The sequence below is a fragment of the Cecembia rubra genome (assembly GCF_003014575.1).
GTDB lineage: Bacteria > Bacteroidota > Bacteroidia > Cytophagales > Cyclobacteriaceae > Cecembia_A > Cecembia_A rubra.
Genome location: NZ_PYGF01000009.1, coordinates 103,018 through 120,946, shown reverse-complemented (window position 1 = coordinate 120,946; position 17,929 = coordinate 103,018). Strand labels below are relative to the sequence as shown.

General features: G+C 38.6%; 16 protein-coding genes. 13 read left to right on the top strand and 3 right to left on the bottom strand.

Annotated elements, in window-relative coordinates; translation table 11 throughout:
- Positions 1-123: 123 nt before the first annotated feature.
- Positions 124-660, bottom strand: a complete 537-nt coding sequence (locus tag CLV48_RS15380; protein ID WP_106568187.1) for a Crp/Fnr family transcriptional regulator — start codon at positions 658-660, stop codon at positions 124-126.
- Positions 657-1,979 carry a tRNA lysidine(34) synthetase TilS gene (tilS, locus tag CLV48_RS15375; RefSeq protein ID WP_106568186.1) on the bottom strand — a complete coding sequence of 441 codons (1,323 nt, stop codon included), beginning with the start codon at positions 1,977-1,979 and terminating at the stop codon, positions 657-659. Before tilS ends, CLV48_RS15380 begins: the two co-directional genes overlap by 4 nt.
- A gap of 49 nt (positions 1,980-2,028) precedes the next feature.
- Between tilS and CLV48_RS15370 the strand changes: the two genes are divergently transcribed.
- The 8 genes from CLV48_RS15370 (at position 2,029) to CLV48_RS15335 (ending at position 10,735) form a co-directional block, all read left to right on the top strand.
- Complete coding sequence (locus tag CLV48_RS15370) at positions 2,029-3,666, top strand: OstA-like protein (protein ID WP_106568185.1); 1,638 nt, start codon at positions 2,029-2,031, stop codon at positions 3,664-3,666.
- A 174-nt stretch (positions 3,667-3,840) separates the two neighbouring features.
- Complete coding sequence (locus CLV48_RS15365) at positions 3,841-4,548, top strand: T9SS type A sorting domain-containing protein (protein ID WP_106568184.1); 708 nt, start codon at positions 3,841-3,843, stop codon at positions 4,546-4,548.
- A 69-nt stretch (positions 4,549-4,617) separates the two neighbouring features.
- Positions 4,618-5,535 carry an outer membrane protein assembly factor BamD gene (locus CLV48_RS15360; RefSeq protein WP_106568183.1) on the top strand — a complete coding sequence of 306 codons (918 nt, stop codon included), beginning with the start codon at positions 4,618-4,620 and terminating at the stop codon, positions 5,533-5,535.
- A gap of 25 nt (positions 5,536-5,560) precedes the next feature.
- The gene (locus tag CLV48_RS15355) at positions 5,561-5,875 is read left to right on the top strand and encodes a DNA-directed RNA polymerase subunit omega (protein WP_106568182.1); all 315 of its coding nucleotides are present in this window, start codon (positions 5,561-5,563) and stop codon (positions 5,873-5,875) included.
- Positions 5,875-7,083, top strand: coding sequence for a bifunctional phosphopantothenoylcysteine decarboxylase/phosphopantothenate--cysteine ligase CoaBC (coaBC, locus tag CLV48_RS15350; protein WP_106568181.1), 1,209 nt, complete (start codon positions 5,875-5,877; stop codon positions 7,081-7,083). Before CLV48_RS15355 ends, coaBC begins: the two co-directional genes overlap by 1 nt.
- Before the next feature lie 39 nt (positions 7,084-7,122).
- A complete protein-coding gene (gene porD / locus CLV48_RS15345; protein WP_106568180.1) occupies positions 7,123-8,028 on the top strand; it encodes a type IX secretion system protein PorD in 906 nt (301 codons plus the stop codon).
- Positions 8,029-8,070: 42 nt separating this feature from the next.
- Positions 8,071-9,726 carry a DNA repair protein RecN gene (recN, locus tag CLV48_RS15340; protein ID WP_106568179.1) on the top strand — a complete coding sequence of 552 codons (1,656 nt, stop codon included), beginning with the start codon at positions 8,071-8,073 and terminating at the stop codon, positions 9,724-9,726.
- 193 nt (positions 9,727-9,919) lie between these two features.
- A complete protein-coding gene (locus tag CLV48_RS15335; RefSeq protein WP_106568178.1) occupies positions 9,920-10,735 on the top strand; it encodes an enoyl-ACP reductase FabI in 816 nt (271 codons plus the stop codon).
- Positions 10,736-10,876: 141 nt separating this feature from the next.
- Here the strand turns inward: CLV48_RS15335 and CLV48_RS15330 are convergent, their stop codons facing one another.
- Complete coding sequence (locus CLV48_RS15330; protein WP_106568177.1) at positions 10,877-11,653, bottom strand: prohibitin family protein; 777 nt, start codon at positions 11,651-11,653, stop codon at positions 10,877-10,879.
- 245 nt (positions 11,654-11,898) lie between these two features.
- On the opposite strand from CLV48_RS15330, the gene purN reads away from it, so the two are divergent.
- The 5 genes from purN (at position 11,899) to CLV48_RS15305 (ending at position 17,928) form a co-directional block, all read left to right on the top strand.
- The gene (gene purN, locus CLV48_RS15325) at positions 11,899-12,456 is read left to right on the top strand and encodes a phosphoribosylglycinamide formyltransferase (RefSeq protein WP_106568176.1); all 558 of its coding nucleotides are present in this window, start codon (positions 11,899-11,901) and stop codon (positions 12,454-12,456) included.
- 109 nt (positions 12,457-12,565) lie between these two features.
- On the top strand, positions 12,566-14,092 hold the full coding sequence (purH, locus tag CLV48_RS15320; protein ID WP_106568175.1) for a bifunctional phosphoribosylaminoimidazolecarboxamide formyltransferase/IMP cyclohydrolase: 1,527 nt from the start codon (positions 12,566-12,568) through the stop codon (positions 14,090-14,092).
- Positions 14,093-14,407: 315 nt separating this feature from the next.
- Complete coding sequence (cysS, locus tag CLV48_RS15315) at positions 14,408-15,901, top strand: cysteine--tRNA ligase (RefSeq protein ID WP_106568174.1); 1,494 nt, start codon at positions 14,408-14,410, stop codon at positions 15,899-15,901.
- Positions 15,891-16,871: a M28 family peptidase gene (locus CLV48_RS15310; RefSeq protein WP_106568173.1), complete on the top strand. Its 981-nt coding sequence runs from the start codon at positions 15,891-15,893 to the stop codon at positions 16,869-16,871. Before cysS ends, CLV48_RS15310 begins: the two co-directional genes overlap by 11 nt.
- Positions 16,872-16,896: 25 nt before the next feature.
- Complete coding sequence (locus CLV48_RS15305; RefSeq protein ID WP_106568172.1) at positions 16,897-17,928, top strand: LacI family DNA-binding transcriptional regulator; 1,032 nt, start codon at positions 16,897-16,899, stop codon at positions 17,926-17,928.
- The last annotated feature ends 1 nt before the right edge of the window (position 17,929 follow it).

The window sequence follows — 17,929 nt, the reverse complement described above, 5'->3', positions numbered from 1 at the left end:
AAACATTTGTTTCAAAAGCGTCGCTAAGTTATTAAACAAAGGAGATTTAATAAAACAATCACCCTGAATACTTGTCAATTATACGGATGTAATTGCTAAATGATATAGCTAGCTGAAGTGAAACTATCTGGTTTCCTCTTTGTTTCGGTCAAACATCTCCTGAAGATTAAAAAACCCAAAAGAGGTCTTATAAGATTTGAACAGCCGCCTATTGTTCTGATTATAAAACTCGGCCAAGGAAGTCATCATTTTTGCTTTGATCTTGGGATAGCTGTCAAAGACTTCCTGAATGGCAAAATGGGGAATTACTAAAAGCTCAGCCTCTTCAGAGGCAACAATTGCGGTATATATTCTGGTTACATTTTCCAGCAGGGTATTTTCACCAAAAGCCTCCCCTTTATTGACCTCATTAATGATTTCAAAATTATCCTTTATGTCAATGGTCAGGTTGATCCTTCCCGATTTTACGATGTACAGCGCTTGACTAGGATCTCCACTAAAAAACACAACTTCATCCCTTGTGTATTTTCTTTGGTGCAGAGCTGTTAGGAATCTAGCCATTTCCATATTTTTAAGCCTTTCAAAAAGCATCACCTGGGATAAAAACTGAAAAGTTTCCAGTTCACCGACATTAAAAGTTCTTGAAAACGGATTGATCATGAAGATATCTTTTTAAAGTACAGAATATTTTTGGTAGAGGAATCACATTTGAATTTGTCGCTTATCCTATATCCCAAAACCCAAACCACCTCATTTCCGCTCAATAGTACAGCTACTTTTTTCTTTTCTATTAAAGGAACTTTCAAATCTATCAATAAATCAGACACTTTCTTTTCTGATTTCATCCCTAAAGGGACCAATTTATCCCCCATCTCCCATCTCCTAACGACAAGCGGAAAGGAAAGTTTATCACTGTCCAACATCGCATTTTCTGAATTCTTGTCTATTTCGAAATCCCCTTTAACATGAAGGAGATCATACCTTCCAATATTTAGATCTAATCTAATATCAGCCCGCTCAATATTTACCGGTTCCCATTCAATATCCTTCTTGCCTAAAATCAAGCGTTCACGGTCTACGTTAAGGGTAAATTCCCTGGTATAAAAGACTTTTCCTGACAAACCGTTTTCTGCAGTTTCAAGAATATTCTCAACATCAGATATTCCAAAGCCATAATCCCTTAACCAATAATACAAAAGTGAATGTTTTCCAGGCAAATTGATAAAACTCCTGTATTCCAACATTTGATATCCTTCCTGATGAAGTACAAATTCGTCTTTCCACAAGTCATAAAGATAGAAAAATGCTTTCCCTGTATCCTTGATCCTCTTGAAGCTGTTGTCCAAACTGTTGATCCCTTCAGGAAATTTGGCTTCAATTAAGGGCAGTACTTCATTCCTAAGAAAATTCCTTTTGTATTCGCTTTTGAGGTTGGAGCTATCCTCTCTCCATTGATAACCGTATGAGGTCATGAATTTGAGGATTTCAGCCCTATGAAAAGGAAGCAATGGCCTGATAATCTTTCCCCTTCTATCCGACATACCATACAGTCCTTCTATCCCGGTACCCCTCAACAAATTAAGAAAAACAGTCTCTATCTGATCCTCAAAATGATGTGCCACCAATACTCCTTGAAGGTTTCTTAGACCTATGAGTTCTTCAAACCAATCATACCGAATATCTCTGGCGATCATTTGTATTGAAGAATCCCTCAATTCAAAAATTTTACTGTCAACTTTCTTCAAATGAAAGGGAATCCCCCATTTTTCGGCCAAATTTTTTACAAAATTTTCATCCCCGTCACTTTCTTCACCACGTAGACCATAATTTACATGGGCCACTTCAAAATTAATGTTAGCCTCTTTAAGCAAATATCCCAAAGCTACACTGTCTACCCCCCCACTCAGGCCCAATAAATAGGTGGATTGTGGATCTAAAAGATTTTTTATCCGTATATGTTCGATAAAAAGACTTACCATAACCCAAAAATATCATTTTTAGCTAATTTTGTCGCTGAGTTGAATTCAAATGATAAAAAAGTCCAAATTCTTTCTTCTTTCTGTTTGCCTATTATTTGTTTCTGCAGCATTGGCCCAACAGAGCAATATGCTTGAAATCCAACAAGCTGATCTCTTGCAGGGGGCCAGTGGATTTGAGAGACTTATCAATAATGTCAGGATGAAGCACCAAAACTCGCTCATTTATTGTGATTCTGCCCACTTTTTCAGAGCGGAGAACAGGGCTAAGCTTTATGGAAGGGTAAGGATAGTGGATACCAAAGACCCGGTAGTCACTACCAGCAATTATGCTGAATACGATGGGTTCACAAAAATCGCAAAGCTTCGAAATAATGTTGTTTTCAAAAATGAGGAAACCACATTATACACAGATTTTTTGGATTACAACAGGGAGTCTGGCATAGCCAACTATTTTAACAATGGCAAGGTAGTCGATTCTACCAATGTCCTAACCAGTATCAATGCCTCATATGACACAAGGATTGAGCGGATTACTTTCACTGATGATGTCATCTTAGTGAATCCTGACTATACTATGAAAACCAATTTTTTGATATACATGACTGTTCCTAAAACTGCAGAAACAGTAGGTCTGACTAATATTGTATCTGCAGAAGGGGATAAATTAAATGCTCAAAAAGGGAGTTTTTACGATACAGAAAGAAAACAATTCCGCTTCTATGAGGGAGATGTAGAGACTGAAACCAGCAAAGTTTATGCAGAAATCCTTTTTTATGATGAATTGACAAAATACTATGAGGGAAGAATAAATGTCAGTTTGTTCAATAAAGAAAGGGAAGTAGAAATTTTTGGTGAAGAGGGAAAATACTGGGAAGACCGGAAATATAGCTTAGTTTATGGCAATGCAATGGTGCAGAAATACTTTGAAAAAGACACCCTTTTCATGATTGCTGACACATTGATTTCCCAAGATAGTGAAAATGCAAATGAACGATATTTATTGGCATTCAACAGAGTCAAAATGATCAAATCTGACCTTTACGGCATTACAGATTCCTTGGCATATATATACTCTGATTCTACAATTTTCCTTTATAAAGACCCTGTCATTTGGAATGACAAAAGTCAGATCACAGCAGACAGTGTCCGTTTCTTGATAGCCAATGAAGAGATCGAGAGGGTATACCTCAACAGAAGGGCTTTTAATATTACCAAAGACACTTTAGGTAACTTCAATCAGATCAAAGGACGGAAAATGACCGGCTATTTTACAGAAGGTCAAATAAGCCGGTTTCATGTTGAAGGAAATGGGGAATCCATTTACTTTGACATAATAGGGGATTCTGTTCTTAGAGGCATGAATAAAATGCTCTGCGCCAACATCATGATGTTTTTTGAAGAAGGTAACATAAAAAGAATCAATTGGTTGGTTAAACCAGAAGGAGCATTTAACCCCCCTCATATGATCAAGGAGGAGGATAAAAAACTCGAAGGTTTTGTCTGGAGGGAAGAGGAAAAACCAAGTATGGAACAGATTTTTGCATGGAGAACCCCAAAGAGAAGGGAAGAAGAACAAAAGAATCTTTTTGAACAACCTGAAATCACCATACCCTTTCCAGATGAGGAGGAAATACAAAAATCTATACAGGAAAAGTTAAATTCACAGGAGAAAAATAAACCGAATTAAACAGAGAGAAACGAAAATTTTTTGAGAACGAATTAAGCTGAAAAAAATTTCACTGAGGTTAACAAAATTTAACCCAAAAGTGATCACAAGTTCGAACCAATTTGGTAAATTTATACGTATTAGAACTAGACACTCAGGAAAATAAAATTTTAGGCTTATTGATTACAACTTTACATGAAAAATATTTTCGCATTACTCACCTGCATGATTATGCTAATCCCAATTATGGGTTTTGCTCAGGTGCGGGTATTGTCCGAAAATATTGAGTTCAGCGGTAAAATAGGCACCTCCCAAAGACAATCTCTTATTATCCAAAACGAATCCAATCAATCCAAAGAATATGTCCTGAAATTTTTGAGAGGAAATATAGGATCTTCCCAAAACGTCAAAATCTGTATTGGAGATAAATGCTACGATCCTAAAAAAGAATTAAACAAGGTTAAAATCATATTAGAACCCAATGAAATTTTCACAGATTTATATCTTGAATTTGATATGGGAATCAGTGAAGTTAAAGGAAGTTTTGACCTTCAATTCAGCAACCTCAGCAACGTCCGGGATGTATTTCAAATCGAGGCAATTTATGAAGTGTATAATCCGGTAGAAGACGAAACAAACCATAAGGATATATCTCTGGGAAGTGTATATCCTAACCCAAGCCATAGATTTGCACAAATTGATTATCAATTCAAAAATCCCAATGCCAAGGCTAAAATATCTATCAATAGTTTCATAGGAAATCCTGTCGCAGAATATCAACTGGATCCGTCACAAAAAACTCTGGTCATCAATGTGGCAGACTTCAATCCAGGGGTATATTTTTACACCTTATTTGTAGATAATAAAAATATAGTCACCAAAAAGCTCGTTGTCAAGAAGTAAACCTATTAAGCGCCATTGGTTTAATTTGATAACAATGATTTATCCCTTATATTTGCGCCTCCAAAAATCATGAAAGTAAACAAACTAACTATAGTCCTTCTATTTATCCTGGTGGCAATGTCCTCCTGTGGTAAGTTCTACAAATTGGAAAAAAGCACCAATTGGGAGCAACTATACGATGCCGCCAATGACTACTACAATAGAGGGGAATACAGCAGGGCTATTATCCTTTATGATAAAATACTTCCTGTGATAAGGGGAAGTGAGAAAGCTGAACTGGCAGATTTTAATTATGCATACAGCCACTTCAGGACCAAAAGGTACATTGAAGCAGCAGGTTATTTCAATACTTTTTATCAGACCTACAACAGAAGCCCTTTAGCAGAAGAGGCTTTATTCATGAATGCATATTCTCTGTATTTGGACTCACCAGATTACAATCTTGATCAAAAAAGTAGTAGAGATGCAGTAAATGCTATTCAGTTATTTATCAACAGATTCCCTCAATCGGATTCATATGAACGTGCGATGAGCATGATTGAAGATCTGCAAAAAAGGTTTGAGGAAAAAGCCTATCAAGAATCCATGCTTTACTTAAGATTGACTGAAGGACTCTATCCAGGCGATTTTTACAGGGCATGCATCATTAATTTCCAAAATTTTGCAAAGGATTTTCCTGATAGCAAATACAACGAGGAACTGGCTTACAAGCTGGTTGAAGTATCCCTCAGTTATGGACAACGAAGTGTCTTTGATAAGAAAGAGGATAGGTTGAATGATGTCTTTAAATTTGCTGATCAATTCAAAAGAAGATATCCTGAAAGCAAGTACTTTGGGGCCATTCAGCCGCTTGTAAGTAAAGCAGAAAAAGAACTTGCATCTCATATTAAGATAAAAAAAGAATATGAGGAGGCTTTGGCTAAAGCCAAATTGGAGGAAGAGGACAACACAACCCCCACCTCAGAAATCAACGAGAGAAATAATTAAACTGAAATCTTAAATCAATCAACATATGGCCATCAATCCATCCATCATCACAAGAGATCTGGACAAAATTTCAGAACCTACAGGCAATGTTTATGAATCCATACATATCATTGGCCAAAGGGCAAAGCAGATTTCATCTTCTATGAAGGAAGAGTTGAACAATAAACTTTCTGAATTTGCCTCCACTGTGGACAATTTGGAAGAGGTTTTTGAAAACAAAGAGCAAATAGAAATCTCAAAGTTTTATGAAAGGATGCCAAAACCTAGTACATTAGCAATGGAAGAGTTCTTGGAGGGGAAATTATATTTCCGTCATCCGGACGAAACTATTGAAGAATAATGCTTTTAGAAGGAAAAAATATTTTATTAGGTGTAACTGGTAGTATAGCGGCCTACAAAGCGGCCCATCTCACCCGATTATTAGTAAAAGAAGGAGCAGAAGTACAAATCATCATGAGTACTTCTGCTCTTGACTTTATTACTCCTTTAACTCTGGCAACTTTATCCAAAAAACCTGTTTACCATGACTTTTTTGATCCAAAAACAGGCTCTTGGACCAACCACGTTGATTTAGGCCTTTGGGCTGATTTATTTTTAATTGCTCCCATTAGTGCCAATACACTCGGAAAACTAGCTAATGGTTTATGCGATAATTTACTGGCAGCGACTTATCTATCTGCCAGGTGCCCCGTGATGGTAGCCCCTGCCATGGACCTGGACATGTACCAACATCCCTCTGTCAGAGGAAATCTTGAAAAATTGGTTTCATATGGCAATATCATTCTTGACGCTGAAAGCGGCGAATTGGCAAGTGGCCTTTCAGGACAGGGGAGACTAATGGAACCCGAGCATATTTTGGAAAAAGTCATTGCACATTTCCATCACAATCAAGATTTTGTAGGCAAAAGGGTTTTAATTACCTCTGGGCCTACCCAAGAGGCAATTGACCCTGTGCGCTTTATAAGCAATCACTCCAGCGGAAAAATGGGTGCAGCCATCGCTGATGCCTTTGCAAATTCAGGTGCAGAAGTTCATTTGGTACTTGGTGCCGGGGCAAAAAAACCTAAAAGCCCTTCTATTAAAATCTATCCAGTAAAAAGTGCAAATGAGATGTATGAAGAGTCATCCCAGTTGCATGAAAAGATGGACATCTGCGTCTTCGCTGCAGCAGTGGCAGATTATGCTCCTAAAAATGTTGCCAGCGAGAAAATCAAAAAAGAAGGTGCAGACATGACCATTGCTCTGGTCAAAAATGTAGATATCGCTTACAGCTTAGGCAAAATAAAGCGGCCACATCAATTGCATATAGGATTTGCTTTGGAAACAGAAAACGAAGTATTTCACGCCAAGCAAAAACTTGAGAAGAAAAAATTTGACATGATCATTCTCAACTCTATGCGCCAGAAAGGGGCAGGTTTCCAGCTTGACACCAATAAAGTGAGTCTTTTCTTCGAAGATGGGTCTGCCATTGAATCTGATGTATTGCCTAAAGAACAGATTGCCAAAATAATTCTAGAAGGAATCAAAAAAATCCCTGTCAAAATTTAACATATTCATTTTCGTTACCTCATCCAAAGTAAAGGAGATATGGTCAGGTTCTGGTTATATATTTTGTTGATAGGACTTCCATTTGGTCAACTCAGTGCTCAGGAGTTGAATTTTACCGTTATCATCAACAGTGATAGGGCGAGGACCCAGGAGACGGGTGTTTTTGAGGACATGAAAGTTAATTTCGAGCAGTTCCTCAATGGTAGAAACTGGACTACAGATCAGTTCCAGGCTTTTGAACGCATCAAAGGTAACATTTTGATCACCATCAGTGACATGCCTCAAGTTGGCTTTTACAACGCTACTGTTCAAATCCAGACGGTAAGGCCTATTTATGGCACCAACTACGAAAGCATGGTGTTAAATTTCATAGACAGGAACTGGTCATTTGAGTTTCTCCAATCCCAACCACTGGAGTTTAACCGTTTTTCATTTCTGAACAACATCAGCTCCCTCTTGGCCTATTATGCTTATATAGCACTTGGTTTTGACTATGACAGTTTTTCATTGAAGGGAGGAGACCCTTACTTTGAAATTGCCAATAATATCGTCAACAATGCCCAACAGTCTCCCCGACCAGGCTGGCAACCCACACCAAATGATAGGAGAAACCGGTATTGGCTGATCAATGATATCTACACTTCTTCAGTTTTTGCCCCCATCAGGGAAGCCATTTACTTATACCATAGAAAAGGATTGGATCAATTGACAACCAATCCGGATGAAGCTTATAAAAATATTGTAGAAGCCATAAAGCTGGTAGCTGAAGCAAATACCCAACAACCTAATGGAATTTTTACAATTGCTTTTATTGATGCCAAAGGCGATGAGGTTAGCAAGATTTTAAAAAGGGCGCCTTTGGAAATAAGGACCGAAGCTGTGGGATATTTGATGAAAATTGACCCAAACAATGCCAGAAGGTACAATGACATTCTGAAAGGTTAAGCACTTTTTATTAGATTTGCCCTTGGTACATTTTTAAACCCAATGCTCAAATCACTTCATATTTCTAATTATGCCCTGATCCAGGAACTGGAGATGGCTCCCAGTGCAAAATTGAATATGATTACCGGTGAAACTGGTGCCGGTAAATCTATTATGCTGGGTGCCGTAGGCTTACTTTTGGGAAATAGGGCAGATACCAAATCCCTTTCTGATCCAGAAAACAAATGTGTAGTAGAAGGATGTTTTGGAATTGAAAATTATGGTCTGGAAGATTTTTTCGATCAAGAAGAACTGGATTTTGACAGGGAGTGCATCATCCGAAGGGAAATCAGTCCTACAGGAAAATCAAGAGCATTTATCAATGATACACCGGTAAGATTAGAAACACTAAAAGAATTGGGCAAGTTTCTAATGGATATTCACTCCCAGCATGATACATTAATGTTGGGCGATGGACTTTATCAACTTGGGCTTATAGATGCATTTTCAAAATGCCAAATTGAAAAATTAACCTATCAAGAAGCTTATCAAGCCTATCTATCTGCTAAAAAGGCACTTGAAAAAAGAAACAAGGAAGCTTTGGATCTAAAAAAAGAAGCCGACTTTAATCGGTTCCAACTGGAGGAACTCTCGGCGCTTAAACTCCAGTCAGGCGAACAGGCTATCCTCGAAAACGAGCAGGAAATTCTGGAAAATGCTGATGACATCAAATCAAAAGTCCAGGAAGTACTTGGACAACTCCAGGATGAACAATTTGGCGCATTGCGTATGCTTTCCCTGGCCAATCAAGGTGTCCTACAACTAGCACGGTTCGCGCATATATTTGAACCCTATAGCGAACGTTTCCAGAGTGTTCTCATAGAGCTAAAAGACATTGCTGCGAGCCTGGAAGATGAAGATAGTGCAATTGAGGTTGATTTTGAAAAACTGGAGAATGTTAGAGAAAGACTGAGTAAAATCTACCATCTCCAACAAAAACATGGACTGGAGAGTGTAGAGGAGCTAATTTCACTGGAGCAAGAGCTTTCCGAGAAAGTATTCCAAGTAGAAACCCTGGATGAGGACATCCAAAAACTTCAACAGTTGAAATCAGAAGCAGAAAAGGAGATGTTGTCCAAAGGGAAACTGCTCAGTGAAAAAAGGAAGGCTTCATTTGATCAATTTTCCAAAGAACTAGAGGGTTTACTGAGGCAATTGGGCATGGAAAATGCCAAAATAGAAATGGCACACCAGAGCATTCCTCCTTTCAAAGAGGGTCTGGACCAGATTGACATTCTTTTTTCGGCCAATAAGGGTATTGACCCACAACCCCTTAAGCAGGTAGCATCAGGAGGTGAATTTTCAAGATTGATATTTGCCATTAAATATATTATGGCAGATAAAATGGCATTACCTACCTTGATATTTGATGAAATTGACACAGGTGTATCCGGTGAGATTGCGATTCAGATGGTCAGGATGATGCAGGAAATTGCAAGAAAACACCAGGTCATTTGCATTTCACATTTACCTCAGGTTGCTGCAAAAGGGGACCAACACTATTTTGTTTTCAAAGACAATAGTAGCCATAAAACGGTGAGCAAAATTAAGCTGTTAAGCAAAGAAGAAAGGATAACAGAAATAGCAAAAATGATCGCAGGAGCAAATCCCTCAATTTCTGCTCATGAAAGTGCTAAAGAACTTTTGGGCGGTTTATAAGAACGGAAAATTCAAAATAGGCCATAATTAATCAGATTTATTTTCAATTGCATGGGATGTTGACTCCTAAAGGGTTGAAGTTTGGGCCTGTTTTCCTTTCAATCTGACCGAAATCCGGCAAGCCAAATCCCATATCATAAATTTTTCCTTATTTTTACCGGCTCAATACAGTACCAACCTAAATATTGATATTATGGCAGAAAATTTATTGAAAGGAAAAGTTGGCATAATTACAGGCGCCTTGGATGAAAACTCCATTGCCTGGAAGACCGCCTTAAAAGCCCATGAACAAGGAGCTAAATTTGTTTTGACCAATGCCCCTATCGCCATGAGGATGGGTGCAATTAAAGAATTGGCGGAACAATGCAACACCATTGTTATTCCTGCAGATGCAACTTCTTTGGAAGATATAGAAAAACTATATGCAGAGGCGAAGGAATTTTTGGGTGGAAACTTTGACTTCCTGCTCCATTCTATCGGTATGTCCCCTAACATCCGCAAAGGAAGGTCCTATGGAGACTTGAACTATGACTGGATGAACAAATCTTTTGATGTATCTGCCATTTCATTTCACAAAATGATGCATATCGCTGAAAAAATGGACATCATGAATGAATGGGGATCCATTATGGGGCTTTCATACATCGCCGCACAAAGGGTTTATCCTTTCTATACAGATATGGCTGATGCCAAAGCATTGTTGGAAAGTATTGCAAGAGGATATGGTTACAGGTTCGGAAAAATGAAAAAAGTAAGAGTAAATACCATTTCACAATCTCCAACCAAAACTACGGCAGGAACAGGCATTGGAGGTTTTGATTCCTTCTTCAACTTTGCAGATAAAATGTCCCCACTTGGAAATGCTTCAGCTGAAGCATGTGCGGACTATATTATCACCATGTTCTCCGATTTTACCAGATATGTGACCATGCAAAACCTCTTCCATGATGGAGGTTATTCTACCACAGGTATTTCTGAAGAGCTGATGGATCAGTTCAAGGATTTGTAAAATCCCTATTTTTAAATAGTGTCAGAAAAACTAGTTTTCCGGGAATTGAAATTTGGAAATGGGGTTTGATAATACTCAAATACTGCTAAGTTCAAACCTGAGTGTACATAAAATAAAAAAAGAGGGTTTTCCCCTCTTTTTTTATTTATCCTGAGCGTTGATCAGGTAAGGAGTCTTGCCATCAGTAATGATAATTTTGGTATTGGGAGAATTTGCCAATTCCCTGAAAGCTTCAATGCTCCTCAGTTCAATGATTTCGCGAACCAATCCTTCTGCCAAAATAATTTGGGCTGCCCTTGTTCCTTCCGCTTCTATCCTTCTCCTTTCAGCTTCTTTCCTTTCTCTTTCTAGAACATATTCCATTTGCTGGGCTTCTTGTTCTGCTTTCAATTTCCTTTCAATTGCCCTACTGAGCTCATCCGGTAATCGGATACTTTTCATAAGAACTCTCTCTACTACAAAACCCCTCTCCCTCAATGATTCGTGCATACGCTCCTGAATTTGATTTTCAATTTCAGATCGCATACCGGAATGCATGTCCTTAGCCATGTATTGGGCTGTAATATCTGCTGCTGCCGACCTAAATACATTCAGAATCAACACCCTTTCGTAATTTTCCCCGACATCCTCCAATATAAAAGGGACCCTTTTTTTCTCGATACTATACAAAATCGAAATTTCCGAGTCAATTGTCAATCCTTCTTTACTGGGAAGGTTCAATCTTACTTCTTGGTTTACTGTCCGAATCGGAACTTTAATTACCCTGGTAGTAAAAGGATTGAATCCAACCAAACCAGCTTCTTCAATATCTGGGGAAAGTTTACCAAATTTACTTTTGACTCCTACTTCACCCTGGCGTATGACGGCACATGCAGAGGCCATCATCAGTATGAAAACAAATGCTAGCAATTTCCTCATGACAGTATAATTAGTTTGCAGACTATACGAGGAAACAAACAACTAAGTTTATCAATATTTCAAAAATTCCATATTAGTGAAATTTTATTTCTAATTTAGCAACACAGGTAAATTTTATTCGTTTAATATTAATTTAAACGAAAAGTAACGGATTAAATATCCGACCTAAACACCAAACATCAGCGAATTTTGGAGAGTTTAGAATAACCTCCTAATTTTGAATATTCAAACCAACCCTTCAGATTTTGAAAAAAATTGCCATCCTTGCTTCCGGAAGCGGCAGCAACGCCGAGGAGATTATGAAACATTTTGGCCAATCTCCCAAAGGAAAGGTAGTGCTAATAGGCTCTAATAAAAAAGATGCTTTTGTACTTGAAAGAGCCAAAAAATTTAAAGTTCCCAGTTTTACTTTCAACAAAAGTGAATTGGAATCGGGAGAAGTAACCCAAAAACTTCAGGAAGCAGGGGTAGAGTTTGTGGTTCTTGCAGGCTTTTTGCTGAAAATACCCGATAACCTTATCCGTGCATTCCCAAATAAAATTCTCAATATCCATCCTGCACTTTTGCCCAAATATGGAGGAAAAGGAATGTATGGGATGAAAGTGCATGAGGCAGTCAAATCCTCTGGAGATACAGAATCAGGTATAACCATACACTTGGTTAATGAGCATTACGATGAGGGCAAAATCATCTTTCAGGCTGCAGTACAGGTAGAACCTTCCGATAGCCCTGAAGATATTGCCCAAAAAGTCCATCAACTGGAATACAAATACTTTTCAAATGTGATAGAAAGTCTGCTTTAATTACCTGATTTTCCTACCTTTGCAACTTGAAAAATTATCCACCAAAATATAGCCACAAAGTTCCGTCCAATTCCTTTGTGTCTTAGCGCCTTTGTGGCCGTCAAAAATCATGGCTACCAAAAAAATCCATTCTGCTCTTATTTCTGTCTATTATAAAGACAATCTTGAACCTATCATTGCCTTATTAAAGGAGCACGGTGTAAAAATTTATTCTACCGGTGGCACCCAGAATTTCATTGAGGAACAGGGTGCCGAAGTAATTCCTGTTGAAAAACTTACAGGATATCCTTCCATTTTTGGTGGAAGGGTCAAAACCCTACATCCAAAAATCTTTGGAGGAATTCTATACAGAAGAGATTTCAAAGATGATGTATCTCAGGCGGTAGAATATGATATACCTGCCATTGACCTTGTGATAGTAGATCTTTATCCTTTTGAAGAAACAGTAGCTTCAGGTGCATCCGAGTCAGACATTATAGAAAAAATTGATATTGGGGGCATTTCATTGATTAGGGCAGCTGCCAAAAATTTTAAAGATGTGGTCATTGTCGCATCTAAAGCTCAATATGGAGAATTAGAAGAACGGTTGAGAAACCAAGATGGTGCCACCACAATGGAAGACAGAAGATATTTTGCTACCCGGGCTTTCCAGGTATCTTCCAATTATGACACCCATATATTTAATTATTTCAACAGGTCTGAATCCATCCCCGTACTCAAGATTTCTGAAAATACAGCTAAGACGCTTCGCTATGGGGAAAACCCCCATCAATCTTCCCATTTTTATGGGGATCTGAGCAAAATGTTTGATCAGCTTAATGGCAAAGAACTTTCTTACAATAACCTGGTGGATATCGATGCTGCAGTAGCATTGATTTCAGAATTTAAAGGTGAAACTGCCTTTGCTATTCTTAAGCATACCAATGCCTGTGGCTGTGCAATTGCTCCAACTGTAAAAGAAGCTTATCAAAAAGCATTCGAAGCAGACACCACTTCTGCTTTTGGTGGAGTATTGGTAACCAACCAAAAAGTTGATTTGGCCGCTGCGGAAGAAATGAATAGTTTGTTTTTTGAAGTCCTGATTGCCCCATCTTTTGATAAAGATGCTTTGGAACTACTAAAAAGCAAGAAAAACAGGATCTTGTTGCTTCAAAAAATCGAAGTACCTAGCACAAAACAGATCAAAACATTACTCAATGGTATCATTGAGCAGGATAAGGACCTCAAAACCGAAACTAAGGAAGATTTCAAAATAGTAACCAAGGTGGCACCTACCGAAGCTGAAAAAGATGCACTAGTATTTGCGGCAAAAATCTGCAAACACACTAAATCAAATACGATTGTATTGAGCAACAGCAATCAATTGTTTGCTTCAGGAGTAGGACAAACTTCCAGGGTGGATGCACTCAGACAAGCTATTGAAAAGGCAAGATCATTTGGCTTTGACTTGAATGGAGCAGTAATGGCATCTGATGCCTTCTTTCCATTCCCAGATTGTGTGGAAATTGCCCATGAAGCTGGCATCACTGCAGTAGTACAACCTGGTGGATCAATCAAAGACCAAGACTCCATTGACTTCTGCGATGCCCATGGCATGAGTATGGTAATGACTGGTGTCAGGCATTTCAAACACTAATAAAAAATTTCAGGATTTTAATAAGAATATAAAAGTTCGAATTAATTGAAAAGCCCCACATCTAATTCCCGATGAGGGGCTTTTGCTTTTTTCTGGAATGGCCTCTTTCTGATTTTTTAATTGGATCCAACTGTAAAATGGTGACTGTTAAAGTTGATTATGCATTCAAAGTCCTAATAGCTTGATATTTTTTTTATTTACCGGATTCAATCTGCTATTTTGCAAGTAAGTTTTATAATAGATCGTTAAGATGCTCTTGGAACATCAAGCACCGAAAACGATAAGTTATTCGCCTGTACGCTGTACTCAAAAATAATGAAACAACACCAACTGAAAATCTACAATACACTTTCGAGAAAGAAAGAAAATTTTGAAGCTATCAATCCTCCATTTGTAGGTATGTATGTCTGTGGTCCTACGGTGTATGGGGATGCTCATTTAGGACATGCCAGACCAGCCGTGACCTTTGACACAGTGTTCCGCTATTTAAGTCATCTTGGTTATAAAGTAAGATACGTCCGGAACATTACTGATGTAGGACATCTGACGGGAGATGCGGATGAAGGAGAGGATAAGATTGCGAAAAAAGCGAAATTGGAGCAATTAGAACCCATGGAAGTGGCCCAGCAATATACAGACACATATCATAGGGATATGGAACGATTGAATACCATCAAGCCGAGCATTGAGCCACGGGCTACCGGACATATTCCGGAGCAAATTGCACTGGTACAGGCCATCTTGAACGAGGGTTTGGCTTATGAGGTAAATGGGTCCGTCTATTTCGATGTATTGAAGTACAATGAAAGCGAAAGGTATGGTAAGCTTTCGGGCAGGGTTTTAGAGGAGTTGATTGCAGGTACACGTGATTTGGACGGGCAAGGAGAAAAAAGGAACTCCGTGGATTTTGCATTGTGGAAAAAGGCGGCAGCTGAGCACCTGATGAAATGGGATTCCCCCTGGGGAATGGGATTTCCTGGTTGGCACCTGGAATGTACAGCGATGTCTTCCAAGTACCTGGGCAAACATTTTGATATTCATGGAGGAGGTATGGACCTTATGTTTCCCCACCATGAATGTGAAATAGCGCAGGGCAATGCCTGCAACCATCAGGACCCTGCAAAATACTGGATGCATAACAACATGATCACCATCAACGGACAAAAGATGGGCAAATCTTTAGGGAATTTCATCACCCTACAAGAACTATTCACAGGTAACCATAAATTACTTGAACAGGCCTACAGTCCTATGACAATCCGGTATTTCATGTTGACAGCACATTACCGTTCTACATTAGATTTCTCCAATGAGGCTCTTAAAGCAGCCCAAAAAGGTTATAAAAAAATAATCAATGGTTTGAGGATTGCCAAAAAACTGAAATTTGAAGCTGAATCAGACACCGCAATGGACCAAGAGCAAATCAAGCAAGTTGAATCCAACATTCTAAGTGCCTACAGAGCCATGGATGATGACTTTAACACTGCGCAGGCAATAGGTCATTTGTTTAACCTTCTGAAAAAGATCAATTCTTTGTACACAGGCCAGTTGAAACCCGCCGTATTTGGGGAGGAAGTTTTCCAAAATCTGATCGGTACCTATGTTGTTTTTGTAGAAAAAATTCTTGGTTTAAAAGATGAAAAGCCTGAAAGTCAGGAAGCATTAATGGAGGTTTTGCTTCAATTATATACGGAAGCCAAAACTGCAAGAAATTATCAAAAAGTAGATGAGATAAGAGCTGCCCTCAAAGACATGGGATATGTAGTAAAAGACATGAAAGACAAAATTGATTGGGCATATGAGGAGTAATATTGTTTTATTTTCGTTGCTCTTATGCCTTACTTGGTCCTGTAGCGGGGACAAGATCAAAGATAATTTACAAGAGCCCATTATTCTTAAACCTGCCCCTGATTTCAATGCGGATTCTGCTTATGTTTTTATAAAAAAACAAGTGGATTTTGGTCCAAGGGTTCCCAATACAGAAGGACATAGAAAAACCAGGGAATGGTTAATAGAAAAGTTTAAAAGTTATGGTTTGGAGGTAAAAACTCAGGATTTCCAAGCCAGGACATATGATAATCTAAACTGGAATTTAAGCAATATCATAGCTACCTATAATCCTTCAGCCAAAAAACGGATCCTTTTGGGTGCCCACTGGGATACGCGCAGAATGGCAGACAAAGACACTGAAAGGATCCATGAGCCCATAGATGGTGCAAATGACGGAGGTTCTGGTGTGGGAGTTTTGCTTGAAATTGCCAGGGTAATCACATCTTCGGAATCGAAACCTGAAATTGGAATAGATTTTATCCTGTTTGATGGGGAAGATGATGGAGAACCTGAATTCAGCAATACCCGGAACAATTCCCAGATTTGGTGGTGTTTGGGTTCTCAGCATTGGTCCAAGAATCCACACCAACCAGGATATTCTGCCTATTACGGAATTTTAGTGGATTTGGTAGGAGCTAAAGGGGCAAGATTTTATAGGGAAGGCTATTCTATGAACTATGCTAAAAACATTGTAAACAAAGTATGGAATTTCGCCTCAGAATTAGGATATTCAGACTTCTTTATTTCGAGAGATGCACCTGAAATCATAGATGACCATGTATTTGTCAATAGGGATGCTAAAATTCCAATGATTAATATCGTGGAATTTTCTCCCAATTATGGATTTGGACATTATCACCATACCCATGCGGATAATATGGATCTGATAGACAGGAGAACCTTGAAAGCGGTCGGGCAAACTGTTTTGTTTACGCTATATCAGGAATAGGTATATTCCATAAACCACTGAAAAAATGAAAAAAGGCCATCAGGTTACAATGAAAGAAATCGCCAAAAAGCTTGGGGTTTCGGTATCGACTGTTTCCAGGGCATTAAAAGACTCACCTGAACTACATCCAGACACCAAAAAAAGGATTGTAGAGATGGCCAAAAGTATGAATTATCAATATAATTTATTGGCACAGAGTCTTAGAATAAGTAAAAGTAAAGTATTAGGGGTTATTGTTCCTGAACTGACTTCTCATTTTTTTTCAAGTAATATCAGCGGCATTCAGGACACTGCCTACAAAAGGGGGTATAATATCATGATCTGTCAGTCCAATGAGAACTATGATCAGGAAAAAGCCAACATTAAGACCTTGGTTTCTTCCCAAGTGGACGGTCTTCTGATATCCCTAAGTCGTGAGACGAAAAATTACGACCACCTTAGAGAATTATATGACAGAGAGATTCCCTTTATAATGTTTGATAGAGTGACAGAAGAGATACCTGTTTCAAAAGTAACAGTGGATGATGCCCATGGTGCTTATTTGGCTGTTCACCACCTATTGGAGCAGGGTTGTCGAAAGATTGCCTACATTTCTGGACCTGAAGACCTTTACATCAGCAAAAAAAGAAAGGAAGGTTATCTTGATGCATTGAAAGAGTATGGTATTCCTGAAAGTGAAAGTAAGGTCTATATTACAGATCTTACGACAGAAATGAACAGAAAAGTTACTTTGGATATGCTGGAAGATAAGGAAAGGCCTGATGCAATTTTTGCCATGATCGATCCTTTGGCTATTGATATTTTGATGGTCCTGAAGGAAAAAGGAGTCAAAATACCTGAAGACATTGCCCTCGCAGGATTTACTAACAATCCCACTTCAGCAGTCATTGAACCTTCCCTGACGACTGTTTCACAACCTGGCTATGAAATGGGACAGATTGCTGCTAACCATTTGTTGGATCAGCTGGACGACTTGGTGTCCGATGAGCCTCAATCTTTTGTACTTCATACAACTTTGATCCCAAGGAATTCCTCAAAAAAAATTAAAACAAAATAAA